Below are 25,043 nucleotides of genomic sequence, written 5' to 3'. Positions count from 1 at the left end.
CCCGATGGCTGCGCCCGTGGGTCCTGCTCACCGGGATACAAAAAGCTTTAGCGCAGCAGCGACAGAACGCTTTGCGGCAGCTGGTTGGCCTGGGCCACCATCGCCGTGCCGGCCTGCTGCAGGATCTGCGAGCGCGACAGGTTGGCGGTTTCGACGGCGAAGTCGGCATCGGTGATGCGGCCCTTGGCGGCCGAGATGTTTTCGTTCTGAATGTCGATGTTCTCGACCGTCTTCTCGAAACGCGTCTGCAGCGCACCCAGATCGCCACGCGCGGAGTTGACCTTGTCGATCGCGCCATCGACCTGTTGCAAGGCCTTCCAGGCATCGGCCTGGGTATCCACCTTGAGCGTGGTCAAGTCGCTGGCTGCACCAGCGGCCAGTGCCGTTGCAGTCCCTGCGGGAGCCGCCAGAAAGCCGATAGACGCCACCGTTCCATTGGTCGCAGCAGCGAGCATGGTCGTGGTGACGGCCGCACCGCTGGAATCTGCTTCCGAATACAGCGCAAACTTGCCGGTGTCGTCGACGAAAGCCGTGATGCCGGTATCGGCCGTCTTGGCGTTGATCGCCGCCACGACCTGACCTGTGCGCTCGGCCACGCTGGAGGCTGCAGCCAGATCGCCCAAGGCGATGTTGGTGGTGCCACCATCCATCGAGATCGTCAATCCGGTCACGGCAAGGGCTGCACCGGCGGCGTCGATGGCACCGGAGTCTGCCGACTTGGAGTAGGTCAGATCGCCCATGCCCGCGGCCGTGGCCTTGCCGATCGAGCCGACGGTGATGTTGTTGCCGGCGTTGGCGCCGACCTGGAACATCGCGCCCGAGAACGAGCCGTCCAGCAGCTTCTTGCCGTTGAACTCGGTGGTCTTGGCCACGCGGTCGATTTCCGACACCAGTTGCGAGACTTCCGACTGCATGGCTTCGCGGTCGCTCTTGCTGTTGGTGGCGTTGCTCGCCTGCACGGCGAGTTCGCGCACGCGCTGCAGCATGTCGCCCACCTTGCCGAGCGCGCCTTCGGCGGTCTGCGCCAGCGAGATACCGTCGTTGGCATTGCGCGCGGCGACCGCCAGACCCTTGGTCTGGGCGTTCATGCGTTCGGAAATGGCCAGACCGGCTGCGTCGTCCTTGGCGCTGTTGACGCGCAGGCCCGACGACAGGCGCTGCATGGACGTGCTCAGCGAGCTGCCCGACAGGCTCAGGTTGCGCTGGGCGTTGATCGACGCCACATTGGTATTGATGGTCATTGCCATGGTGATCTACCTCTCAAGAAAAACGAAGACCCCTGACACCGCCCGCCGGCCAACGGCTTGGACAAGCGGTTCACAGGGGAACTGGAGGCTTTAGCGCAGCAGCGACAGAACGCTTTGCGGCAGCTGGTTGGCCTGGGCCACCATCGCCGTGCCGGCCTGCTGCAGGATCTGCGAACGCGACAGGTTGGCGGTTTCGACGGCGAAGTCGGCGTCGGTGATCCGGCCCTTGGCGGCCGAGATGTTTTCGTTCTGGATGTCGATGTTCTCGACGGTCTTCTCGAAACGCGTCTGCAGCGCGCCCAGGTCGCCACGTGCGGAGTTGACCTGGTCAATCGCGCTGTCGACCTGCTTCAAGGCCTTCCAGGCACCCGATTGCGAGCCGATGTCGATGCCGTCAATGCCCGTTTGGTTGGCAGTCGCCGTGCCGGCTGCGGCGATGGCCGTGCCGGCCACGGTGATGCCCGTGGTCGCTGCGGTGAAACCGGCGCCAAGCACAACGGCTTGCGAAGAACCGTCGGCATTCACGTTGTCAGACATGATTTCAACGGTGAATACCTTGGTTGCGGAGTCCTGCTTGAGGAATGCAGTCACGCCCGTGTCCGCGGTCTTGGCATTGATCGCTGCAACCACCTGGCCCATGCGCTCTTCGGCCGAGCTGGCTTCGGCCAGAGGGCCCAGATTGACGGCCGTGCCGCCATTGACGGCGATGGTCAGCGTGGCGCCAGTGTCCGCAGCCAGATTGTTCAGCACAGCGGCGCCAGCGGTCACGGTTTCGCTGTCGGTGGCGTAGGAAATGTTGCTCAGGCCCTTGGCCGAGGCATTGGCCACGCTGCTGAGCGTGATGTTGTCGCCGGCGTTGGCGCCTACCTGGAACATCGCGCCCGAGAACGAACCGTCCAGCAGCTTCTTGCCGTTGAACTCGGTGGTCTTGGCCACGCGGTCGATTTCCGACACCAGCTGGTTGACTTCCGACTGCATCGCGTCACGGTCGCTCTGGCTGTTGGTGGCGTTGCTCGACTGCACGGCGAGTTCACGCACGCGCTGCAGCATGTCGCCCACCTTGCCCAGCGCGCCTTCAGCGGTCTGCGCCAGCGAGATGCCGTCGTTGGCATTGCGTGCGGCCACCGTCAGACCCTTGGTCTGCGCGGCCATGCGCTCGGAAATCGCCAGGCCGGCCGCGTCGTCCTTGGCGCTGTTGACGCGCAAGCCCGACGACAGGCGCTGCATCGACGTGCTCAGCGAACTGCCCGACAGGCTCAGATTGCGCTGGGCGTTGATCGACGCCACATTGGTATTGATGGTCATTGCCATGGTGATCTACCTCTTTAAAAAACAGAGATGCCCCCGCCCCCATCCACCGACCCCGGGTCGCAGCAGGACGCGCACGGAGGGAAAAGCTTTAGCGCAGCAGCGACAGAACGCTTTGCGGCAGCTGGTTGGCCTGGGCCACCATCGCCGTGCCGGCCTGCTGCAGGATTTGCGCCTTCGACAGATTCGCGGTTTCGACGGCGAAGTCAGCGTCGGTGATACGGCCGCTGGCAGCCTTGATGTTCTCGTTCTGGATGTCGATGTTCTCCACCGACTTCTCGAAACGTGTCTGCAGCGCGCCCAGGTCGGCACGCGCCGAGTTGACGGTGTCGATAGCGCTGTCGACCTTCTTGAGCGCCAGCCAGGCATCGGCCTGGGTCGAAACGGACAGGCTGTCCAGCCCCTTGGCTGCCAGCGAACCCGTGGCGGTGTCAGCCTCGAAGGCCGTGTTCGCCACCAGATTCGCGGTGTCATCCAAGCCTGTGGCTTCCACTGCGAAGCCCGTCAGGGTGATGGCATCGGTTTCGTTGTCGCTGCGCAGCTTGATTTCGTCGCCGTCCAGAAAGGCGGTGACACCCGTATCGGCGGTCTTGGCATTGATCGCCGCGACCACCTGGCCTGCGCGTTCCTTGCCGCTGGACGCCGCAGCGATGGCGTCCAGGTCAACGCCATTGACGGTCAGGTCGCCCTTGACATAGGCGGTGTCGTAGCCGTCCACGGCACCTGCTGCCGCGACGATATCCGTGACATCGCCGGTGGTCTGGTAATACTTGACCGATGCCAGCTGATCAGCCTTGGCATTGCCGATGCCGCCCACGGTGATGTTGTCGCCGGCGTTGGCGCCGACCTGGAACACGCCGCCCGCAAACGAGCCGTCGAGGATCTTGGTGCCGTTGAAGCTGGTGGTCTTGGCCACGCGGTCGATTTCGGAGACCAGCTGCGTGACTTCGGCCTGCAGCGCGTCACGGTCGCTCTGGCTGTTGGTCGCGTTGCTGGACTGCACAGCCAGTTCACGCACGCGCTGCAGCATGTCGCCCACCTTGCCCAGCGCGCCTTCAGCGGTCTGCGCCAGCGAGATGCCGTCGTTGGCATTGCGCGCCGCGACCGTCAGACCGCCGCTTTGTGCCTTCATGCGCTCGGAGATCGCCAGGCCGGCCGCATCGTCCTTGGCGCTGTTCACGCGCAGGCCCGACGACAGGCGCTGCATGGAGGTGCTCAGCGAATTGCCCGACAGGCTCAGATTGCGCTGGGCGTTGATCGACGCCACGTTGGTATTGATGGTCATTGCCATGCTTATCTACTCCTAAGATTCGATTGCGTTCATCGTCAGCACCCGGTGCCGGCGGCGGTTCTGTTTTCCTGCGGCGCTATTTGCAACCACTGAGATCTATATCGGTTGTTTGGCAGGGCGCTTGAGGCTTATTTATGCGGGCCTACCCTTGGAAATGACGGTTTGCGGCAGCTTTTCTGCCGTCTGCAGGGCGGCTTCGACCAGCCCCGCTCGACTGGCTCGGCGGCAACGGCAAGCGCACAAAAAAAGCCTTGCACGCACGCGGCGCAGCAAGGCTTTTCGTTGAGGGTGCGGCAGGCCGCGGGGCTTACTTCAGCAGCGACAGCACGCTTTGCGGCAACTGGTTGGCCTGGGCCACCATCGCCGTGCCGGCCTGCTGCAGGATCTGCGAGCGCGACAGGTTGGCGGTTTCCACGGCGAAGTCGGCGTCGGTGATACGACCGCTCGCGGCCTTGATGTTCTCGTTCTGGATGTCGATGTTCTCGACCGACTTCTCGAAACGCGTCTGCAAGGCACCCAGGTCGGCACGCGCCGAGTTGACGGTGTCGATGGCGCTGTCGACCTTCTTCATCGCCAGCCAGGCATCGGACTGGGTGGATACGGAAATGCTGTCCAGGCCCTTGGCCGCGGCCGTGCCGGCGGCGTTGTTGGCCACGGCCGTGGTGTTGGCAACCGCCACCAGACCCGTGGTGGCCGCACCCCAGCCAGCGCCGGTCAAGGTCACGCCCAGGGTCTCGTTGTCGCTGCGCAGAATGAAGTTGCCGTTTTCCACAAAGGCCGTGACACCGGTATCCGCAGTCTTCGCATTGATCGCCGCGACGACCTGGCCGGTGCGCTCCTGCGCGCTGGTCGCGGCATCGATTCCGCCGATGTCCACGCCATTGACCGTCAGACCGGTGGTGATGGCGACGTTGGCTGCTGCGACGGTGCCGGTGGCAACGGTCGTGGAATAGTAGGTCACGGTCGACAGGTCCACAGCCTTGGCATTGCCGATGCCGCCCACGGTGATGTTGTCGCCGGCGTTGGCGCCGACCTGGAACACGCCGCCCGCAAACGAGCCGTCGAGGATCTTGGTGCCGTTGAAGCTGGTGGTCTTGGCCACGCGGTCGATTTCGGAGACCAGCTGCGTGACTTCGGCCTGCAGCGCGTCACGGTCGCTCTGGCTGTTGGTCGCGTTGCTGGACTGCACAGCCAGTTCACGCACGCGCTGCAGCATGTCGCCCACCTTGCCCAGCGCGCCTTCAGCGGTCTGCGCCAGCGAGATGCCGTCGTTGGCGTTGCGCGCCGCCACCGTCAGGCCGCCGCTTTGCGCCTTCATGCGCTCGGAGATCGCCAGGCCGGCCGCATCGTCCTTGGCGCTGTTGACGCGCAGGCCGGAGGACAGGCGCTGCATGGAGGTGCTCAGCGAATTGCCCGACAGGCTCAGGTTGCGCTGGGCGTTGATCGACGCGACGTTGGTGTTGATAGTCATTGCCATGGTGTCTGCTCCTGGATGCGGTTACGTTCGACGTTCAGCACGGGACCCTTGCATGCCAGGGCTGGCGCTGTACTTGTCGGCGGGAGAAATTCCTGCCACTGAATGGGTTTTCGGACCTTTTTGCGCGGGCTTGAGGACTTTTTTGCATTGCGCGGAAAAAAACGCGCTGCCCAATGCAAAAAGCCTTGCAGCACCAGGCCTGCAAGGCTTTCAACCGACCTGCCCGCCTTGGCGGCGGGCATGCGGCGGGCTTACTTCAGCAGCGACAGCACGCTTTGCGGCAGCTGGTTGGCCTGGGCCACCATCGCCGTGCCGGCCTGCTGCAGGATCTGCGAGCGCGACAGGTTGGCGGTTTCCACGGCGAAGTCGGCGTCGGTGATCCGGCCACTCGCGGCCTTGATGTTCTCGTTCTGGATGTCGATGTTCTCGACCGACTTCTCGAAACGCGTCTGCAAGGCGCCCAGATCGGCACGTGCCGAGTTGACGGTGTCGATCGCGCCATCGATCTTCTCGAGTGCCAGCCAGGCGCCAGCCTGGGTGGAGATGTCAAGCGTGTCCAGGCCGCTTGTATCGGCTCCGGCAGCTGTGGTCGCCACCGCCGCGGAAAGGCCCAGGCCTGGTTCGGTTGCCGCCAAGTCAAAGCCCGTCAATGCCTGGGCCGCAGCGCTGTTCGACTGCAGCGTGACGCTGAAGCCGGTGGCCGTCTCGGACAGGAAAGCCGTCACGCCCGTATCGGCGGTCTTGGCGTTGATCGCCGAGACCAGCTGCCCGGCGCGCTCCGAAGCGCTGGCCGCGGGCTCCAGGTCAGCCAGCGTGACAGTGCCGATCTGCAGGCCGGTCACCGTTGCGGCCTCGTCGATATCGGCGCTCACCAGGTCCAGCGTGGCTTCGAAATAGTCCGCCGTACCCATGCTCGCCACCTTGGCGTTGGCGATTCCGCCGACCGTGATGTTGTCGCCGGCATTTGCGCCGACCTGGAACACACCGCCGGCAAACGAACCGTCGAGAATCTTGGTGCCGTTGAAGCTGGTGGTCTTGGCCACGCGGTCGATTTCAGCGGACAGCTGGCTGACTTCGGACTGCAGCGCATCGCGGTCCGAGGCGCTGTTGGTGGCATTGCTCGACTGCACGGCCAGTTCACGCATGCGTTGCAGCATGTCGCCGACCTTGCCCAGCGCGCCTTCAGCGGTCTGCGCCAGCGAGATGCCGTCGTTGGCGTTGCGCGCTGCCACTGTCAGGCCGCCGCTTTGCGCCTTCATGCGTTCGGAGATGGCCAGACCGGCGGCATCGTCCTTGGCGCTGTTGACGCGCAGGCCGGAAGACAGGCGCTGCATGGAAGTGCTCAGGGAATTGCCCGACAGGCTCAGGTTGCGCTGTGCGTTGATCGAAGCCACATTGGTGTTGATGGTCATTGCCATGGTGTCTGTCCTTTAGCCTGTCGTTGATTCTTCAGCGCCGGGGGACTGTGCCCTGATCCGTTCGCCGCCTACCTTTGGGTTATCGGAGCAGGCCATCAAAGCTTGAGGAATTTCTTGCAATTTTTTTGCGCGCACGCGCCTGCCTCCCCAGGGAAGCGGCGAGATAGCCGGCTTTCCCGGTTTTTATCCCCCCGCTGGAGCGGGGAGAAACAGGAAGAATCCTTTCATCGCTAGGGCTGCCTGTCGCGCAACCGAGTCCTAAAAGCTTTTTGTAGCGATGCAACCTTGCCTTTCTGAAGGGACCCTGTCATGGCCGCAACTATCAATACCAATATTGCCTCTATCAATGCGCAGCGAAACCTGAGCCTCTCGGGGAACTCGCTTGCAACGTCCATGCAGCGTCTGTCTTCGGGCCTGCGTGTGAACAGTGCGAAGGACGATGCCGCCGGTCTGGCCATCTCCGAACGCATGAACACCCAGGTCAAGGGCCTGACGGTGGCGGCACGCAATGCCAACGACGGCATTTCGCTGGCGCAGACCGCTGAAGGCGCGCTGGGCAAGGTCGGCGACATGCTGCAACGCATGCGTGAGCTGGCCGTGCAGTCGAGCAATGCCACCAACAGCGCATCGGATCGCGTTGCGTTGCAGGCCGAAGTGACCCAGCTGGCCGCTGAAATCGACCGCGTTGCCAAGCAGACCAATTTCAACGGCCAGAAGATTCTCGACGGCTCGTTTGCCGGCGCGGTGTTCCAGGTGGGCGCCAACTCGGGCGACAACGTCACGCTGGGCGCGCTCGCGGACACCCGTTCCAGCCAGGTGTCCAACATCAGCTACGGCACGTCCTCGCTCACCGGTGCCGCAGCACTGAACACCGACGACCTGAATCCCCCGGCCCTCGACGACTTCGCCGACCCCATCGCCAAGGGCGCACTGCAGATCACCATCGGCACCGCCCCCTCGGCGTTGGCCATCGATCTGGAAGCCATCGAGCCCGCGAACAGCAGCCTCGAGCGCCTGGGCCAGGTCGTGACCGCGATCAACAACAAGTCGGCCGATACCGGCGTGACGGTGTACATGTCCAAGGTGCCCAACACCAACAGCTATGAACTCCATGTGATGTCGGAAAAGCTCGACGCCGCCGGCGCGCCCGTGGCGGTCGCCTTCGGCGCAGGCTTCACGGCCACGCTGACCGGCGTCACCGGCGGCCTGGACATCGATCCCGCCGATGCCACCGAGGGCATGACCGATGTGCGCGGCATCGACGACATCGACGTGCGCACGCAAGAGGGTGCATGGGTCGCATTGAAGAAGATCGACAGCGCAGTCGACCAGGTCAACGGCGCGCGCGCCACGCTGGGTGCGATGCAAAGCCGCTTCGAGAACGCCGTCAGCAACATCGACATCCAGGTGGAAAACCTGTCGGCGGCGCGCGGGCGCATCGTCGACGCGGACTTCGCCAAGGAAACCGCCAACCTGTCGCGCACGCAGATCCTGCAGCAGGCCGGCACGGCCATGGTGGCCCAGGCCAACCAGTTGCCCCAGCAAGTGCTGCAACTGCTGCAAAGCTGAGATCCGCGGATCAAGCAATCATGCCTGTCGCTGTGCAGGCCGCGGCCGGCAAGACAGGCGCGCGCCCCATGGCTGCGCGCCTTTTGGCGTGTTGTGCCTCTATAGCACAACGCAGTTCCAGCGAACAATCCAGCTTTCCGGGCTTTTTTCGGATGTTGAGCACCTTCACACTTTGACACAATCCCCCCATGCTCGTCATTCTTGGTTTACTCATCGGCCTCGCCTGTGTCTTCGGCACCTATGTCATGCACGGCGGCAATATCGGCGTGGTCGCAAAGGCCCTGCCATTTGAAATGCTCACCATCGGGGGGGCTGCGCTAGGGGCGTTCATCGTTTCTAACCAGCCCAAGGTGATCAAGGCCACGATGCGCGCGCTGCCCGCCGCGCTCAAAGGCTCCAAATACAACAAGGACCGCTTTCTCGAGCTGATGGCCCTGCTCTACGAAATCCTGCAGAAAGCGCGCAAGGAAGGCCTGATGGCCATCGAGTCCGATGTCGAGGCACCCGAGGAATCTCCGATCTTCCAGAAGTACCCGGAATTGCTCAAGGACCACCACATCATGGAATTCCTCACCGACTATCTGCGCATGATGGTCTCGGGAAATCTCAACGCCCACGAAATCGAATCGCTGATGGAAAGCGAAATCGAGACCCACCACCAGGAGTCGCATGCACCCATCGCGGCCCTGGGCAAGGTCGCTGGCGCGCTGCCCGCGTTCGGGATTGTCGCGGCCGTGCTGGGCGTGGTGAACACCATGGGCTCTGTGGGCCAGCCGCCCGCCGTGCTCGGCGCGATGATAGGCTCGGCGCTGGTCGGCACTTTCCTCGGGATCTTGCTGGCCTATGCCGTGGTCGAGCCGATTGCCGGCCTGATCGAGCAGCGTACGATGGATGCAGCCAAGGAATTCGAATGCATCAAGACCACGCTGCTCGCCAGCATGCAGGGCTACAACCCCGCGACCGCGATCGAATTCGGTCGCAAGGTGCTGTTCTCGACCGAGCGCCCCGGCTTCCTGGAACTCGAAAACCACGTCAAGGGCAAGAAGTAAGCCCGGACTCCACCGGCGTACCGCACCATGGCTGACAAAAAACTCCAACCCATCATCGTCAAGCGCATCAAGAAGGCCGCCCATGCCCCGCATGGCGGTGCCTGGAAGATCGCCTACGCCGACTTCATGACGGCGATGATGGCGTTTTTCCTGTTGATGTGGCTGCTGGGGTCGACCTCCAAGGGCGACCTGCAGGGCATTGCCAACTATTTCAACGCGCCGCTCAAGGTGGCGATGCAGGGCGGCGATGGTTCGGGCAACAGCTCGAGCATCATTCCCGGCGGCGGCAACGACCTGTCCAAGGTCCACGGCCAGGTGCAGCGCTCCGAATCGAACGAAAAGGCCGACCGCAAGCAAAGCCTGGACGCGGCCAAGGCCGAGCGCGCGCGCCAGGATGCGGTGCGCATCAAATCGCTGCAGGCCAAGGTCGACGCCATGATCACCGGCAACCCCAAACTCAACGAGTACCGTTCGCAGATCCGCGTGCTGGTGACTCCCGACGGACTGCAGATCCAGATCGTGGACGAGCAGAACCGCCCTATGTTCGACAGCGGCAGCGCCATCGTGAAGCCCTACATGCAGGACATCCTGCGTGCCGTGGGCGCCGCGTTGGGCGAGACCGAAAATCGCATCAGCCTTTCCGGCCACACCGACGCCGCGCCTTATGGCAACGGCAGCCGGGGCTACAGCAACTGGGAGCTTTCGGGCGACCGTGCCAATGCCTCGCGTCGCGAGCTGATTGCCGCGGGCATGCCCGCGGACAAGCTCGCGCGTGTTGTCGGCATGGCTGAAAGCGATCTGCTCGATACAGCAAACCCGCGTGCGCCGCAAAATCGGCGCATTACCATCACCGTGCTGACCCGCGAAGCCGAAGAACGGCTGTTGGGCAAAGAGCACACGCCTTTGCCCGTTGCAGAAAAGCACGACAATCCACCCGCTGGCACGCGATAGCAATCTTTTGTCACGCTTGCTACCGAGTTTGTCTTTCTCTCCAGAGCACATTACGACCGAAAGGGTCTCACGTGGCTAATGCCTTGCGTTTTTTGATCGTTGACGACTTTTCCACCATGCGCCGCATCGTGCGCAATCTACTCAAGGAAAGTGGTTACCCCGAAGCCGATGAAGCCGAAGACGGCGTGGTTGCGCTGCACAAGCTGCGCAACAGCAAGTTCGATTTTGTCGTCACCGACATCAACATGCCCAACATGAACGGCTTCCAGCTGCTCACCGAAATCAAGCAGGACGAGAAGCTCAAGCATCTCCCCGTGCTGATGGTGACCGCCGAAGCCCGCAAGGAAGACATCGTGGCAGCGGCGCAGAACGGCGCAGCAGGCTACATCGTCAAGCCTTTCACCAAGGCCACGCTCGAAGAAAAGGTTGGCCTGATCCTGAAGAAGCTGGGGATGTAACAGCATGGACAGCAACACGGCCGCCGAACCCGGCGAACTGCACTACAAGATTGGTGTGCTGACGCGTCAGCTGCATGATTCGCTCAATGAACTGGGCTTGGCAGATCGGCTGCGTGGTTCCATGGACGAGTTGCCCGATGCCCAGAGCCGGCTGTCCTATATCGCCCGGCTCACGGGCGAGGCCGCCGAGAAGGTGCTCAACCGCGTCGAGCAGGCGAAGGCCCAGCAGGCCTATATCGCCAGCGAAACGCGGCGCATGGTCGAAGCCCTGGTCAAGGACCCGGTCGCGGCCGTGGCCAAGGGCGACATCATGAACTTCCTCACCGACATGGAAGACGTGACACAGAAGGCCGACGAGCATCTGACCGAAATCATGATGGCGCAGGACTTTCACGATCTGACCGGCCAGGTGATCAGTCGCGTCGTGGCCCTGGCGTCCAACCTCGAGGATCAGCTGGTGCAGATGCTGATCCAGACGGCGCCTCCAGGCGGCGTGCCGCCGGCGGTAGCGGCTTCTGTCGCCCCCGCAGCCGTGGTCGGCGCCGCGGTGGCCACGGAATCGCTCGCCGGTCCCGTGGTCGAAGGCACGCGCACGGCGGAAGTCGTGACTTCGCAATCGCAGGTCGACGACCTGCTGGCCAGCCTGGGGTTCTGAAAGCCCGGCCATGGCCGAGCGGCGCAGGCCGCTCGCACGGCCATGCCCCGGCCCCTGGGCCGGCGCGCGCCTGCTTCACGGGCGGCAAGCCCCTGCCGGCACGGATGAACAGCAGGCTTTCGCGGCTGCTTTTCGGGCTTTAGCGAAACGAGGCCATGGCGACAATGGCGGTGACATTCGGTCACAAACGCCATGGACTCCAGCCAAGACAAAAATCTCCCCGCCACCGAGCGCAAGTTGCAAAAGACGCGCAAGGACGGCCAAGGTGCGCGCTCGCGCGACCTGTCGCACCTGGCGATCCTGGGCATGGGCGCGGCCGCGATGCTCATCGGCGCACAGCCGCTGACCAACCACCTCAAGCTGGCTTTCACGCACCAGTTCTCGTTCAACGCCCAGATCGTGCAGACGCCCGCGCTGATGCTCGAGCGCCTGCTGCAGATGGGCGCCATCGGCCTGATCGCCTGCGTGCTGTTCGCGCTCGCAACCATCTCGGCTGCGGTGATCAGCGGCATTCTGGCCGGCGGCTGGATCTTCAGCTTCACGCCGGTAGCCCCGAAATTCAGCCGGCTCAACCCGCTGTCGGGCATTGCCAACCTGTTTTCCAAGCAGCAGATGGTCACCGTGGTGAAGATGGTCCTGATGACCATCATTCTCTCGTTCGTGGCCTGGAAGTACCTGTCGGGCGGTCTCGAGGAAATGGCGCGCGTGATCAGCCAGCCTTCGCCCATGGCGCTGGCCATGGTCGGCGAGTGGCTGGCCGGCGGCGTCGCCGTGCTGCTGCTGGTGGTGTTCCTGGTCGCGCTGATCGACGTGCCGCTGCAGGCCTTCCTGTTCAAGTCGCGCCTCAAGATGTCGCACCAGGAGGTCAAGCAGGAACACAAGGAATCGGAAGGCAACCCCGAAATCAAGGGCAAGCTGCGTCAGAAACAACGCGAGATCGCCAACCGCGCCAGCATCGGCGCCGTGCCCAAGGCCGACTTCGTGGTCATGAACCCGACCCACTACGCCGTGGCGCTGCGCTACGACGAAGCCAACATGGACGCGCCCCAGGTCATTGCCAAGGGCACGGACCTGCTCGCGCAGAAGATCCGCGAAGTGGCCAATGCCCACAATGTGCCCGTGCTGCAGTCCCCCATGCTGGCGCGCGCGCTCTACGCGCACGCCGAACTCGACCAGCCGATTCCCGCGCCGCTGTACACCGCGGTCGCCCAGGTCCTGGCCTATGTCTACCGCCTCAAGGCCGCAATGCGCGGCGAAGGCCTGATGCCACAGGCGCTTGACGAAATCCCGGTCCCTCCTGAACTCGACCCGCACCAGCGGGCGGCCCCCCTCGCACCGCAACCGCGGGCAGCCCTCTAAGGCAGCGCCACAATGAACACTTCGATGAAATCCCTGCAGCTCATGGGCAGCAAATACGGCGCGGCCGCTCAGGGCATGTCGGCCCCGTTGCTGGTGGTGGCGATCCTGGCGCTGATGGTGCTGCCGATTCCGCCCTGGCTGCTCGACACGTTCTTCACGCTGAACATCGCGGTCGCGCTGATGGTGATGATGGTCGCGGCCTACATGATCCGGCCGCTGGACTTCGCGGCCTTCCCCACGGTGCTGCTGCTCACAACGCTGATGCGCCTGTCGCTCAACGTCGCCTCGACGCGCGTGGTGCTGCTCGAAGGCCACACGGGCCCGGGCGCGGCCGGTGCGGTGATCGAGGCTTTCGGCCACTTCCTGATCGGCGGCAACTTCGCGGTCGGTCTGATCGTGTTCGCAATCCTGGTGGTGATCAACTTCGTGGTGATCACCAAAGGCGCGGAGCGCATTGCCGAAGTCTCGGCGCGCTTCACGCTGGACGCCATGCCCGGCAAGCAGATGGCGGTCGACGCCGACCTGAACGCCGGCCTGATCAATGAAGACGAAGCCAAGCGCCGCCGCGCCGAAGTCGGCGAGGAAGCCAACTTCTTCGGCTCCATGGACGGCGCCTCGAAATTCGTGCGCGGCGATGCGATCGCCGGTATCCTGATCCTGGTGCTGAACATCGTCGGCGGCTTCATCATCGGCATGGCCCAGCACGGCCTGACGGCCGGTCAGGCCGCGGACAACTACGTCCTGCTGGCCGTGGGCGATGCGCTGGTCGCGCAGATTCCCGGCCTGCTGATCTCGGTGGCCGCGGCCATGGTGGTCTCGCGCGTGGGCAAGGGCGAAGACATGGGCCGGCAGATCGTCGACCAGCTGTTCATGTCGCCGCGCGTGCTGGGCGTGACCGGCGGCGTGCTGGTGCTGCTGGGCCTGATTCCCGGCATGCCGCATCTCGTCTTTCTGGCCATGGGCAGCGCGCTGATCTATGGCGCCTGGGTGCTGTCGCGCCGCCAGCAGGCCGAGAAAGCCGCCAAGGCCGCTGCTCCCGCGGCGTCGCAGCAGGCCCCGACGGGCGATGCCGGCGAAGCCAGCTGGGACGACCTGCAGCCCGTGGACCTGCTGGGCCTGGAGCTGGGCTACCGTCTGATCGCGCTGGTCGACAAGAAGCGCCAGGGCGACCTGCTGACGCGCATCAAGGGCGTGCGCCGCAAGTTTGCACAAGAGGTCGGCTTTCTGCCGCCGGCCGTGCATGTGCGCGACAACCTCGAACTCAAGCCCAGCGCCTACCGCGTGACGCTGCGCGGCGTGAGCATCGCCGAAGGCGAAGCCTTCCCCGGCATGTTCCTGGCGATCAACCCGGGCGGCATCAGCACGCCGCTGATCGGCACGCCGACCACGGACCCGGCCTTTGGTCTGCCGGCCCACTGGATAGACGAACGCCAGAAGGAAGCGGCACAAATGGCGGGTTTTACCGTCGTTGATTCAGAAACCGTGATGGCCACGCATTTGTCACACTTGATGCAAGTGCATGCGGCCAAGCTCCTGAGCCGCACGGAGACCCAGCAGCTCGTGGAACACGTGGCGCGCCAGGCTCCAAAGCTGATTGAAGAAGTGGTTCCGAAAATGGTGTCGATCTCAACATTCCAGAAAGTGCTCCAGCTGCTGCTGGAAGACGCCGTGCATATCCGCGACATCCGCACCATCATCGAGACCCTGGCCGAGCATGCTCCTCTCACCCAGGATCCCGTGGAACTGGCCCGCCGCGTGCGCATTGCGCTGTCGCCGGCCATCGTCCAGCAGATCTACGGCCCGACGCGCGAACTCAATGTGATCGCGATCGAGCCCGGCCTCGAGCGTCTGCTGGTGCAGGCGCTGGGCAACCCTTCGGCACCCTCGCTCGATCCGGGCGTGGCCGAAATCCTCACACAACGGGCCGCCGACGTGGCCCAGAAACAAGAAGAGCTGGGAATGCCCGCATGCCTGCTGGTACCCGACTCGATCCGCAACGCCATTGCCCGTCTGTTGAAGCGCGTGGCTCCCCGTCTGCAGGTGCTCTCGCACAGCGAGATTCCCGAGACGCACACCATCCGCATTGGCCCCATTCTTAAAGGTGCATCCGCATGAACATCCGCCGCTTTACTGCCCCCACCTCGCGCGAGGCCCTGGCCAAGGCGCGCATGGCCTTCGGCGACGGCACGTTGATCCTGTCGAACCGTGCGACGCCCGAAGGCGTGGAAGTGACCGCCACCGCCGAAGACATGCTCGAGCAGCTCGATGGCGGCGTCGCGACCAGCTCGCCGCTGCAGGCCGCGATCGAGAAGCGCGCCGCCGACGAAACCCGCGCGCCGGGCAAGCCGCGCGCTGCCGCGCTGGCGCCCGCCGCTGCAGCCGCGACCGAAAGCCCGGCGACATCGCCGCTGCGCCAGACCGTCGAGGACGACGCCGCCCAGCTGGCCATGAGCACGCTGTCGTTCCAGGACTATGTGCGCGAGCGCATGCTGCGCCGCCGCCACGAGAGCCTGCACGGCGAAGCCGCTCCCGCTGCCGAACCCGCATTTGAAGATGAGCAGCTGCCGACGTTCGCCCAGCGCGCGCGCCAGCTCGACGAACTGCGCCGCGAGCCCGTGCCCACGCCCGAAGCCGTGGCCCGCCACAACCCGCTGCGCGCCGCCAAGGCCAACCAGCGCCCCGCGAGCCGCCAGGCCTCGGCCCGCGCCTCGACCAGCCAGCCCGCAGCGCGTGCACCAGCCGCCGCGCCGCAGGTGATGATGGACGAGCTGCAGTCGATGAAGGCGCTGATCGAAGACCGCTTCAACACGCTGGCCTGGCTGGGCCAGGCGCGCCAGAGCCCGCTGCACTCGAACCTGATGCTCAAGCTGATTCGCGCCGGCTACTCGCCCGCGCTGTCGCGCATGCTGCTCGAAAACCTGCCCGCCAACAGCTCGCCCTCGCAGGCCGTGCGCTGGCTGATGGACGTGCTCGAACGCAACCTGCGCACCAATGCCCAGGCAGCCCCCATTTACGACCAGGGCGGCGTGTTCGCGCTGGTCGGCGCCACCGGCGTCGGCAAGACCACGACCACGGCCAAGCTCGCCGCAATGGCCGCACGCATCCACGGTGCGCGCGAAGTCGGCCTGATCACGCTGGACACCTACCGCGTGGGCGCCCATGAACAGCTGCGCGCCTATGGCCGCATGCTGGGCATCGTCGCCCACCAGGCGCATGACCGCGCGGCCCTGCAGGATCTGCTGGGTCTGCTGGCGAACAAGAAGATGGTGCTGATCGACACCACCGGCGTCGCTCCGCGCGATCCGCGCAAGGACGACATCCTCGAAGTGCTGGACCTGCCCGGCGTGCAGCGCATGCTGGTGCTCAATGCGAGCAGCCAGGGCGACTCCAACGACGAAGTGCTCAACGCCTTCAAGGCCGAAGGCTGCCAGCAGGTGATCCTGTCCAAGGTCGACGAGGCCGTGAAGCTCGGGCCTTCGATCGACACGCTGATCCGCCACCAGATGCAGCTGTGCGGCGTGACCAACGGCCAGCGCGTTCCCGAAGACTGGGAAGCCGCGGATGCGAATCAGCTGGTCGCCGCCTCGATGCGTTCGACGACGCGCTCGGCGTTCGATCCCAAGGCCATAGAACTGGACTTCTTCTTCACCCAGTCCAGCCTGGCCGGCGAAATGATGGAGCCCGGCCATGCTTGACAACGGCAACCAGGGCTGCGGCCTGCAGGCCGGTGCTGCCTGGCATGAACTCCAGGTCTGCGCCATCGCCTATTCGGCGACGGCGCCGGCCGGGGGACTGCTGTGGCCGCTGAGCGCGCAATTGCAGCAGCTCGGCTACCCGGTGCTGGTGCTCGACGCCAGCCAGGCCGAGAGCGCGGCCACACCAGGCCTGCGCGACCTGCTGGCCGAGCCCGCATGGCAGGCCGCGGGCATGGGCCCGCGCCCTACCCAGGCCTCGGTCGCGACGCTGCCCGCAGCCCACGGCCTGCGCCAGCTCGGCAGCCTGGAGTCGCTGCTGACCTATGCGCGCCGCTATGCGGTGGTCATCGTGCACGCGCCCGTGGAACAGCTCACGCCGCTGCTGCAAGGCCATGCGACGCGCCCGCTGCTGCCGCTGGACATGCAGCCGCGCGGCATGGAACGCAGCTACCGCCAGATCAAGCACTTGGCCATGCATGCCGGCCTGTCCTGCATCGTGGCCGCCGCGACCGAAGCGCACGAGCCTTTCGCCCGCCGCCATGCCGATACATTGATGGCCTCGCTCACCCAGTGCGCGCAGCGCCACCTGCGCATGCAGCCGCTGTGCACGCTCACCGACCCGGCTTCGACGCAGGACATGCGCCGCCTGGCATTGCTGATGCTCGCGCATGCGGTCACACTGACGCCCGGGCTGGCCGCGAGCACGCCGGCCCGTTTTGCATCGACGCCTGCCTTTTCCCAACCTGCGTGGAGCCTATGAACGCCATGTATACCGCGAACGGCCAGCTCGAACGGAACGCACTGATCCGTCAGCATGTACCCCTGGTTCGGCGCATCGCGCACCACATGATCGCGAAGCTGCCGCCCAACGTGGCGCTCGACGACCTGATCCAGGTCGGCATGATAGGCCTGGCCGATGCGCTGACCCGCTTCGAAGTGGCGCAAGGCGTGCAGTTCGAGACCTTTGCCTCGCAACGCATACGCGGCGCGATGCTCGATGAACTGCGCGAAGGCGACTGGATGTCGCGCAGCTCGCGCAAGAGCCAGAAAGATATCGAGCAGGCGCTGCGCCGGCTCGAACAGAAGCTGGGCCGCAGCCCGCTGGAGTCGGAGATCGCGTCCGAACTGGGCATGCCGCTGGACGAATACCAGTCGCTGCTGGGCAAGGTGCGCGGCACGCAGCTGGTCTATCTCGAAGACATCGCTCCGGGCGACGACAGCGACGGCTTTCTCGATCGCCATGTGGCCGACGACGGCGCCGACCCCATGGCCCTGCTGCGCGATCAGCGGCTGCGCGGCGCGCTGGTCGAAGCCATCAAGGCCTTGCCCGAGCGCGAGCAGTACATCATGGGCATGTACTACGAACACGACATGAATCTCAAGGAAATCGCGGCGGTGCTGGGCGTGACCGAATCGCGCGTGTGCCAGCTGCACAGCCAGGCGATTGCGCGGCTGCGCACCAAGATGCGCGCGCATTAGGAATTCATCGCCCCATAAAAAAACGCAGCTCTCGAAGCTGCGTTTTTTATGGGCGAATGGGAAACAAGTGAGAAGCGGGCGTCAGCTTGCGCTGCGGTAGATGCGCGCCGGGCTGGTGCGCGGCGCACGGCCGGACAGCGCGTCATAGGTCGGGGAGCCGGACTGCGCAGGCAGCAAGGTCGAGACCTTGCGGCCGGTCATCGCGCTGGCGCGCGCAAGTTGTTCGCGCAAGGGGCCAAGCTGGCTGCCCACGGCATCGATGCGCTGCTGCAGGCCAGCATCCAGCGCCTGGCCGCTGCGCATATGCTGCTGGCTGAGCACGGCCAGCGACATGAAGGCGTCGCGCAGGTCTGCGCTGCGCGCCTCGATGGCGCCCGCGTCGGTGCCGACAAGCGCTGCGGACAGCGCCTGCAGGGCGGCTTCGGCCTGGACCAGTGAATCAGACAGTTGCATGGAAAAGACGGATCGGCCTCAGGCCGAGCGCGCCGCCATCGAGTGCGCCAGGATCTCGCCGGTATTGGCCAGCAGCTTGTCGGCAATGGCTGCGGCGTTGAAGCTGAACGTGCCATTGGCAATCGCATCGCGCATCTCCTGGACCGTTTTCGCATTGAATTCGGTCGTGGAGCGCCCTGCGGGCTCCAGCGCTTTGGCCGAACTCGAGAAAGATACAGGCACGCCAGCGGACGAAGTCGCCACTTGAGTGCTTTTTGCCGCTTCTTCAGCAGCCGGGCCGGTCGTTTTGGTGGCTTGCTTTGCCGCCGCCTGCAAGGCAGCAGTGGGAAGCTCAGGTTTTTGTCCAATTTTCATTTATTTCTCCAAGGCCCCATTCGCCTGAGGCTCAGTAACACTGGTTTCGACACCGGCGAAAAAAACTTTAGTCATTTATTGGAGCCGGTGCTGGCTACTTCACTTCCACCACGCCTTGGGCATTGACGACGCCCGTCACCAGGCGGCCATTATCCATGCGCACGCGCACATTTGCACCTTCGGCCCCTGCCGCCATGGCGCGCCCGGTGGACACGATGGAGAAACCACCGCCCGAAACAGCAACCTTGACCTGCGCTCCCATGGCAAACAGCTGGGGCGGGCGCAGCATGTTCTGGCGCAGCGTCTGCCCCGCCTGCAGATGGCGTGCGGCCTCCAGGCCCAGCCAGTCGGGCTGGTTCGCGGCCACGGGGGAGTCGAACTCCGCCCAATCGACTTCGGCGATGGACGCATCGCCGGCCGTCAGGGCATCGCCCTGACGCACATTGTTGTTGAGCACCCACGCCGGACCGAAGGCCTGAACGGTTACAGGAAGATACACATTCCAGGCGCGCGGGCCCTGGAGACAGCGCAGGCCGATACGGGTGCGTCCCCACAGGCGCGTGCCTGCAGGCAAATAGGGTTCGACCTTGGCGCAGGCCGCGAGCTGCAGACGCGAGTCGAGCTTGCCGATCTGCACCTGCAGGCGCAGCGGCAAGCCGGCACTGGAATCGCTGTGCAGCGCGGCATCGGCCCAGCGCTGCGACATGGCCTCGAGCTCGGCATGGGTCTGGGCCTGTGCGCCACCACCGAGCCACAGGCCCAGGCCGGCCAGCACGGCGCCTGCCAGGCCACGCAGCTGCGTTGCGGCGGGAGCGGGTGCGGCCCGAGGCCAGAGACTGCGTTTCAAGTGGTACTCCTCAATTCATGGTGCGGCAATGCGGCACTGCGCCCAGGGCGCGGCCGCCAACATGGCCTGGTGCCGACTTTAGTGCGTTTGCCGCGATCGCAAAGCACGAAACTGCGCAGCAATCCACGCGTTCTTCACGCTTTAGAAAAACGGGGCAATTTCCATAATCAAGGCCTGTCGCGGTGCGTCCTGCATTGCGCCTTCATGACTCCGCTGCGGCGGGGCCACTTTTTTCCGAAGCCACAAGCGCGAGGCCCACATGCTCGACAAAATGACCAGCCGCCTGGATTTCCATAGCACCGCTCTCGTGCTGCGCGCAGAACGCCAGCGCCTGATCGCCAGCAACATTGCCAATGCGGACACCCCGGGCTTTGTGGCGCGCGATCTCAATTTCTCCCAGGCGCTGCGCGCCGCGACCGAAGGCACGAGCCAGCTCGCGGGCAGCAGCGTCAGCCACCAGGGCCATATGCCGCTGCCCGCAGCGCAGACCAGCCACAGCACCGTAGCCCTGGGCTACTCGGTGCAATCCCAGCCCAGCCTCGACAACAACACTGTCGACCTGGACCGCGAGCGCGCGAATTTCGTCGACAACTCCGTGCGCTACGAAGCCACGCTGCGCTTCATCAACGGCCAGGCCAAGGGCATGCTCAGCGCCATCCAAGGCCAGTAAGCACGCGCACCGAACCCTTAAAAGGTAGCACCTATGTCCATGTTCTCCATCTTCAGCGTCTCCGGCAGCGCCGTGAGCGCCCAGTCGCAGCGCCTCAACGTGGTCGCCAGCAATCTGGCCAACGTCGATGCCGTGGCCGGACCCGACGGCCAGGCCTACAAGGCGCGCCAGGTGGTCTTCCAGACCACGCCGCTGGGCGCGGAAGCGGCCTCGGGCGTGCGCGTCAGCGCGATCAACGAGAACCAGTCTCCGGGCCGCAAGGTGCTCGACCCCAACCACCCGCTGGCCGACGAGCAGGGCTATGTGACCCACTCCAACGTGAATGCCGTCGACGAAATGGTCAACATGATCTCGGCTTCGCGCTCCTATCAGAACAACGTCGAAGTCATGAACACCGCCAAGTCGCTGCTGCTCAAGACTTTGCAAATGGGGCAATAAGCCATGATTACCAATCCCGTCATACCGACCACCGGCACCAGCACCAGCGGCACTTCGGCCACCTCGGGCTCATCGACCGATCCCGCGGCAGCGCAGGACCGCTTCCTGAAACTGCTGGTCGCGCAGTTGAACAACCAGGATCCGATGAATCCCATGGACAACGCCGAGATGACGTCGCAGATGGCGCAGATCAACACGGTGGTGGGCATCAACGCGCTCAACAGCACGATGGAAACGATGTCGTCGCAGTTCACCGCGATGCAGGTGCTCCAGGGCACATCGATGATAGGCCGCACCGTGCTCTCCGAAGGCAATGCGCTGGGCACGCCGGTCGAGAAGATCAGCACCGCGGCGTTCGATCTGAACGGCTCGGCCGCCAGCGTGGACGTCAAGATCACCACGGCTTCGGGCACGGTCGTCGACACCGTGAGCATGGGCACGCTCGAAGCAGGCCGGCATTACTTCGCCTGGGACAGCAGCAAATACACGGGCGATGTCAGCGGCCTGCGCTTCGAAGTCGTCGCGGCGAACGGCGCGGCCAAGGTCGCAAGCACGACGCTGTCGCCCAACATGGTGGTCGCCACCAGCACCACCGACGGCGCACTGACGCTGGAACTCGAAAACGGCGAGAGCCTGGCCTACAACAAGGTCAAGGCCGTCTTCTAAGACCCGCGACCACGCACACGATCACCGCAGGAGAACACCATGGGATTCCAACACGGCCTTTCGGGCCTCAACGCCGCCAGCAAGAACCTGGACGTCATCGGCCATAACGTCGCCAACTCCAGCACCACAGGCTTCAAGTCCTCGCGTGCCGATTTCGCCGAAATGGTGGCCAGCGCCATCGGCTCGTCGAGCGGCTCGACCGCAGGCATTGGCGTGAATGTCGCCGCGGTCTCGCAGCAGTTCACCCAGGGCGCGATCAACAGCACGGGCAACAGCCTCGATCTGGCGATCAACGGCGACGGCTTCTTCCACGTGAAGCTGACCGACGGCACCCAGGCCTATACGCGCTCGGGCAATTTCCAGCTCGACAAGGCCGGCAACATGATCACCACCGACGGCGCCAGCGTCATGGGCTATCCGATCGACCCCGCGACCGGCCTGACCAGCGGCACGACGCTGGAAGCCCTCAAGTTCCCCACCGGCCAGCCGATTCCCGCCAAGGAAACGACGGAGATCACGGCCGCGCTGAACCTGAGCGCGCGCGCCGAGAACGCCGCCGGCGACCCCGCCGCAGTGCCGCCCGTGCCGGCAACGCCGCGCGCCACCTACGGCACGTCGATCGAAGTCTATGACAGCCAGGGCATTGCCACGCCGGTCGCGCTGTACTTCGAGAAGTCCGCGGGCAACACCTGGAACGTGTTCAACTCGCTGGATACGGCCGCAACCAGCATCGGCCAGCTGGTCTTCGACGGCAGCGGCAATCTGGTGTCGGGCAGCCCGATCGCGATGACCGTCGCCGCGGCCGATCTGCCCAACCCCAACAACGGCGGTGCGAACCCGGTGCAGGATCTGAGCATCTCGCTGAATCTGAGCGGCGTGACGCAGTCGAGCAGCGAGTTCTCGGTCTCCAAGCTGACCCACAACGGCTATGCCGCGGGCGAGCTCAACGGCATCAAGATCAGCACCGACGGCACCATCATGGCCAGCTACTCCAACGGAGTGACGCGCGCCGAAAGCCAACTGGCGCTGGCCAAGTTCAGCAACAGCCAGGGCCTGTCGGCGATCGGCGGCAACAACTGGGTGGCCACGGCCGACTCGGGTGCGCCGCTGTACGGCACGGCCAAGAGCGGCAGCTTCGGCGCCATGATCTCGGGCGCGCTCGAGAGCTCCAACGTCGACCTGACGGCCGAACTGGTGAACATGATGGGCGCCCAGCGCGCCTACCAGGCCAACGCCCAGACCATCAAGACGCAAGACCAGGTCTTCTCGACCCTGGTGAACCTGCGTTGATTTGACCCGCTAAAGGAGTTCCGCCATGGACCGCATCATCTACACCGCCATGACAGGCGCCAACGCCGCGGCCCACCGGCAGGCGGTGTTGTCCAACAACCTGGCGAACTCCGGCACCAACGGCTTTCGCGCCGAGATGTCGACGTTCCGTTCCGTGCCGCTGCAGGGCAGCGGCTCGTCAACGCGCGTGTTCGCGCTCGAAGCCACGTCGGGCCATCTGGAAACAGCCGGCCCGGCCCAGCGCACCGGCCGCGCGCTCGACGCGATGGCCATGGGCAATGCCTGGTTCGGCGTGCAAGGCCTCGACGGCCTCGAAGCCTATACGCGCAGCGGCGTGTTCGAAGTCTCGGAGCAAGGCGCATTGCTGACCAGCACGGGACTGCCCGTGCTCTCGGACGGCGGCGCGCCGATCGAAGTTCCGCAGGGCGCGGAAATCTCGCTTGCCTCCGACGGCACCGTGACGGCCAAGCTCGCCGACCAGCCGCCGCTGATCGCGGGCCGCGTCAAGCTCGCCACACCCGACGCCGAAAACCCGCTGAAGCGCAGCGATGACGGACTGTTTCGCGCCGCCAACGGCGACCCGCTGCCCAACGATGCCAACGCGCGCCTGCTGTCGGGTGCGATCGAAGGCTCGAACGTCAATTCCGTCGAAAGCATGGTCGGCATGATCGCCGCCTCGCGCCAGTTCGAAACGCAGATGCGCCTGATGCAGACCGCGGAAACCAATGACAAGACCGCTGCCCAGCTGCTGAGCATGAACGGATAACCAGGATTTAGCCATGATCAACTCGCTTTTCATCTCCAAGACCGGCATGGAAGCCCAGCAGACCCAGCTGGACGTGATTTCCCATAACCTGGCCAATGTCTCGACCACGGGCTACAAGCGCGCCAATGCGGTTTTCGAAGACCTGATCTATCAGAACCTGCGCCAGGTCGGTGCCCAGACCACCGAGGAAAACCAGCTGCCCACGGGCCTGCATCTGGGCCTGGGCGTGCGCGCCGCGGCCACCAGCCGCAACTTCCTGCAGGGCACGCTGCAGCAATCGAACAATTCGCTGGACGTGGCGATCAACGGCAACGGCTTCTTCGAAGTCACCCAGCCCGACGGCACCACGGCCTATACGCGTGACGGCTCGTTCCAGGTCAATGCCCAGGGCCAGCTGGTCACCGCCAGCGGCCTGCCGGTGGGCGGCGGCATCACCATTCCCGCGGGCGCAACCAGCGTCAGCATCAGCGCCGAAGGCGTAGTCAGCGCCCTGATGCCCGGCAATGCCGCGCCCCAGGCCGTGGGCAACCTGGCGATGGCGTCCTTCATCAACCCGGCCGGCCTCGAGCCGCGCGGCCAGAACCTGTACATCGAGACCGCGGCTTCGGGCCAGCCCCAGCAGGGCACGCCTGGCCTCAACGGTCTGGGTACGGTCAACCAGGGCTACCTCGAAGGCTCGAACGTCAACGTGGTGCAGGAACTCGTGACCATGATCCAGACGCAGCGCGCCTACGAAATGAATTCCAAGGCCATCCAGACATCCGACCAGATGCTGGCCAAGCTGGCCCAGCTGTAAGCGACCGTTCCTCCTTCGATCTTCAAGGGTCGAAGTGCGCTCACCCCACCCACCTGTGCGCGGTTGCGCATCTTGCCAGGACTTCCCGCCATGACCACCCGCCCCGCCCTCTTTTCCCGTCTCAGCTTCGTGGGCCTCGCGATCAGCGTGCTCAGCGGCTGCGTCGCCACGCTCAACCCGCCGCCGCCGGTCGACATGCCGTCGACTTCGCCGCCGCCCATTCCCAGCCCTGCGGCCTCGCTGCCGGCCACGCCCACGGGCGGACTGTTCCACGCGGCGCGCTATCGCCCCATGTTCGAGGACCAGCGCGCGCGCCTGGTCGGCGACATGGTGACGGTGGTGATTGCCGAGCGCGTCACGGCCTCGCAGCGTTCCACGTCCAGCATCGATCGCGAAAACGAAATGAACGCCGGCCTGACCGCGCTGCCGATCTTCAAGGGCGCGAACGCCGCGAACATCGTCGGCCGCTCGAAGATAGGCGTCGGCAGCGAGAACTCGTTCTCGGGTGCGGGCGAGACCGCCAACAGCAACAACTTCACCGGCTCGATCACCACCACCGTCGTCGATGTGCTGCCCAACGGCCACCTCGTGGTCACCGGCGAAAAGCAGATCGGCGTGAACCACAACGTCGATGTGCTGCGCTTCTCGGGCTCGGTCGATCCGCGCAACCTGCAACCCGGCAGCCTGGTCAGCTCGACCCAGGTGGCGAACGTGCGCATCGAGTCGCGCGGACGCGGCCAACAGGCCGAAGCCCAGTCAATTGGCTGGTTGTCACGCTTCTTTTTGAACGTTATGCCGTTCTGATTC

At 64.8% G+C, this 25,043-nt stretch carries 26 protein-coding genes; 17 read left to right on the top strand and 9 right to left on the bottom strand.

Annotation, left to right across the window (positions count from 1 at the left end):
* Positions 1-47 precede the first annotated feature (47 nt).
* The 6 genes from ACSVDO_RS02090 to ACSVDO_RS02065 form a co-directional block, all read right to left on the bottom strand.
* Entirely contained in the window at positions 48-1,247 is a 1,200-nt protein-coding gene (locus tag ACSVDO_RS02090) for a flagellin N-terminal helical domain-containing protein (protein WP_489594746.1), read from the bottom strand.
* A gap of 90 nt (positions 1,248-1,337) precedes the next feature.
* The gene (locus ACSVDO_RS02085; RefSeq protein ID WP_489594745.1) at positions 1,338-2,558 is read right to left on the bottom strand and encodes a flagellin N-terminal helical domain-containing protein; all 1,221 of its coding nucleotides are present in this window, start codon (positions 2,556-2,558) and stop codon (positions 1,338-1,340) included.
* A gap of 88 nt (positions 2,559-2,646) precedes the next feature.
* The gene (locus tag ACSVDO_RS02080) at positions 2,647-3,846 is read right to left on the bottom strand and encodes a flagellin (protein WP_489594744.1); all 1,200 of its coding nucleotides are present in this window, start codon (positions 3,844-3,846) and stop codon (positions 2,647-2,649) included.
* A 307-nt stretch (positions 3,847-4,153) separates the two neighbouring features.
* Positions 4,154-5,323 (bottom strand): flagellin, encoded by a 1,170-nt coding sequence (locus ACSVDO_RS02075; protein ID WP_489594743.1) that lies wholly within the window; start codon positions 5,321-5,323, stop codon positions 4,154-4,156.
* Positions 5,314-5,565: a hypothetical protein gene (locus ACSVDO_RS02070; RefSeq protein ID WP_489594742.1), complete on the bottom strand. Its 252-nt coding sequence runs from the start codon at positions 5,563-5,565 to the stop codon at positions 5,314-5,316. The genes ACSVDO_RS02075 and ACSVDO_RS02070 overlap by 10 nt, the downstream gene beginning before the upstream one ends.
* Before the next feature lie 9 nt (positions 5,566-5,574).
* Positions 5,575-6,741 (bottom strand): flagellin, encoded by a 1,167-nt coding sequence (locus ACSVDO_RS02065; RefSeq protein WP_489594741.1) that lies wholly within the window; start codon positions 6,739-6,741, stop codon positions 5,575-5,577.
* Between the two features lie 309 nt (positions 6,742-7,050).
* On the opposite strand from ACSVDO_RS02065, the gene ACSVDO_RS02060 reads away from it, so the two are divergent.
* The 10 genes from ACSVDO_RS02060 (at position 7,051) to ACSVDO_RS02015 (ending at position 17,956) form a co-directional block, all read left to right on the top strand.
* Positions 7,051-8,310, top strand: coding sequence for a flagellin N-terminal helical domain-containing protein (locus tag ACSVDO_RS02060; RefSeq protein ID WP_489594740.1), 1,260 nt, complete (start codon positions 7,051-7,053; stop codon positions 8,308-8,310).
* A 188-nt stretch (positions 8,311-8,498) separates the two neighbouring features.
* Complete coding sequence (motA, locus tag ACSVDO_RS02055; RefSeq protein WP_332537058.1) at positions 8,499-9,359, top strand: flagellar motor stator protein MotA; 861 nt, start codon at positions 8,499-8,501, stop codon at positions 9,357-9,359.
* A gap of 27 nt (positions 9,360-9,386) precedes the next feature.
* On the top strand, positions 9,387-10,310 hold the full coding sequence (gene motB, locus ACSVDO_RS02050; protein ID WP_332537057.1) for a flagellar motor protein MotB: 924 nt from the start codon (positions 9,387-9,389) through the stop codon (positions 10,308-10,310).
* A 71-nt stretch (positions 10,311-10,381) separates the two neighbouring features.
* Positions 10,382-10,768: a chemotaxis response regulator CheY gene (cheY, locus tag ACSVDO_RS02045; protein WP_213305261.1), complete on the top strand. Its 387-nt coding sequence runs from the start codon at positions 10,382-10,384 to the stop codon at positions 10,766-10,768.
* Positions 10,769-10,772: 4 nt separating this feature from the next.
* Positions 10,773-11,423, top strand: a complete 651-nt coding sequence (locus tag ACSVDO_RS02040; protein WP_332537055.1) for a protein phosphatase CheZ — start codon at positions 10,773-10,775, stop codon at positions 11,421-11,423.
* 192 nt (positions 11,424-11,615) lie between these two features.
* Positions 11,616-12,782, top strand: a complete 1,167-nt coding sequence (locus ACSVDO_RS02035) for an EscU/YscU/HrcU family type III secretion system export apparatus switch protein (RefSeq protein ID WP_489594739.1) — start codon at positions 11,616-11,618, stop codon at positions 12,780-12,782.
* A 12-nt stretch (positions 12,783-12,794) separates the two neighbouring features.
* Positions 12,795-14,897 (top strand): flagellar biosynthesis protein FlhA, encoded by a 2,103-nt coding sequence (gene flhA, locus ACSVDO_RS02030; protein WP_332537053.1) that lies wholly within the window; start codon positions 12,795-12,797, stop codon positions 14,895-14,897.
* The gene (gene flhF, locus ACSVDO_RS02025) at positions 14,894-16,477 is read left to right on the top strand and encodes a flagellar biosynthesis GTPase FlhF (protein ID WP_332537052.1); all 1,584 of its coding nucleotides are present in this window, start codon (positions 14,894-14,896) and stop codon (positions 16,475-16,477) included. Before flhA ends, flhF begins: the two co-directional genes overlap by 4 nt.
* Complete coding sequence (locus ACSVDO_RS02020) at positions 16,470-17,237, top strand: hypothetical protein (protein ID WP_332537050.1); 768 nt, start codon at positions 16,470-16,472, stop codon at positions 17,235-17,237. Before flhF ends, ACSVDO_RS02020 begins: the two co-directional genes overlap by 8 nt.
* A 5-nt stretch (positions 17,238-17,242) precedes the next feature.
* A complete protein-coding gene (locus ACSVDO_RS02015; protein ID WP_332537065.1) occupies positions 17,243-17,956 on the top strand; it encodes an RNA polymerase sigma factor FliA in 714 nt (237 codons plus the stop codon).
* 81 nt (positions 17,957-18,037) lie between these two features.
* Here the strand turns inward: ACSVDO_RS02015 and ACSVDO_RS02010 are convergent, their stop codons facing one another.
* From ACSVDO_RS02010 to flgA, 3 genes are all read right to left on the bottom strand, one after another.
* Entirely contained in the window at positions 18,038-18,409 is a 372-nt protein-coding gene (locus ACSVDO_RS02010; RefSeq protein WP_489594738.1) for a hypothetical protein, read from the bottom strand.
* 18 nt (positions 18,410-18,427) lie between these two features.
* On the bottom strand, positions 18,428-18,763 hold the full coding sequence (flgM, locus tag ACSVDO_RS02005; RefSeq protein WP_489594737.1) for a flagellar biosynthesis anti-sigma factor FlgM: 336 nt from the start codon (positions 18,761-18,763) through the stop codon (positions 18,428-18,430).
* Positions 18,764-18,857: 94 nt separating this feature from the next.
* Positions 18,858-19,610, bottom strand: coding sequence for a flagellar basal body P-ring formation chaperone FlgA (flgA, locus tag ACSVDO_RS02000; protein WP_489594736.1), 753 nt, complete (start codon positions 19,608-19,610; stop codon positions 18,858-18,860).
* 259 nt (positions 19,611-19,869) lie between these two features.
* Between flgA and flgB the strand changes: the two genes are divergently transcribed.
* The 7 genes from flgB (at position 19,870) to ACSVDO_RS01965 (ending at position 25,040) form a co-directional block, all read left to right on the top strand.
* Positions 19,870-20,280, top strand: a complete 411-nt coding sequence (flgB, locus tag ACSVDO_RS01995; protein WP_332537044.1) for a flagellar basal body rod protein FlgB — start codon at positions 19,870-19,872, stop codon at positions 20,278-20,280.
* Between the two features lie 33 nt (positions 20,281-20,313).
* Positions 20,314-20,718 carry a flagellar basal body rod protein FlgC gene (flgC, locus tag ACSVDO_RS01990; protein ID WP_332537042.1) on the top strand — a complete coding sequence of 135 codons (405 nt, stop codon included), beginning with the start codon at positions 20,314-20,316 and terminating at the stop codon, positions 20,716-20,718.
* A 3-nt stretch (positions 20,719-20,721) separates the two neighbouring features.
* Positions 20,722-21,384, top strand: coding sequence for a flagellar hook assembly protein FlgD (locus ACSVDO_RS01985; RefSeq protein ID WP_332537040.1), 663 nt, complete (start codon positions 20,722-20,724; stop codon positions 21,382-21,384).
* Between the two features lie 39 nt (positions 21,385-21,423).
* Positions 21,424-22,674: a flagellar hook protein FlgE gene (flgE, locus tag ACSVDO_RS01980; protein WP_332537039.1), complete on the top strand. Its 1,251-nt coding sequence runs from the start codon at positions 21,424-21,426 to the stop codon at positions 22,672-22,674.
* 25 nt (positions 22,675-22,699) lie between these two features.
* The gene (locus ACSVDO_RS01975) at positions 22,700-23,440 is read left to right on the top strand and encodes a flagellar basal body rod protein FlgF (protein WP_332537038.1); all 741 of its coding nucleotides are present in this window, start codon (positions 22,700-22,702) and stop codon (positions 23,438-23,440) included.
* Positions 23,441-23,453: 13 nt separating this feature from the next.
* Positions 23,454-24,236: a flagellar basal-body rod protein FlgG gene (gene flgG, locus ACSVDO_RS01970; RefSeq protein WP_332548513.1), complete on the top strand. Its 783-nt coding sequence runs from the start codon at positions 23,454-23,456 to the stop codon at positions 24,234-24,236.
* A 90-nt stretch (positions 24,237-24,326) separates the two neighbouring features.
* Positions 24,327-25,040 carry a flagellar basal body L-ring protein FlgH gene (locus ACSVDO_RS01965; protein ID WP_489594735.1) on the top strand — a complete coding sequence of 238 codons (714 nt, stop codon included), beginning with the start codon at positions 24,327-24,329 and terminating at the stop codon, positions 25,038-25,040.
* Positions 25,041-25,043 lie beyond the last annotated feature (3 nt).

The organism is Comamonas sp. DB36, assembly GCF_057914905.1.
This window is presented reverse-complemented; position numbering and strand designations above follow the sequence as displayed.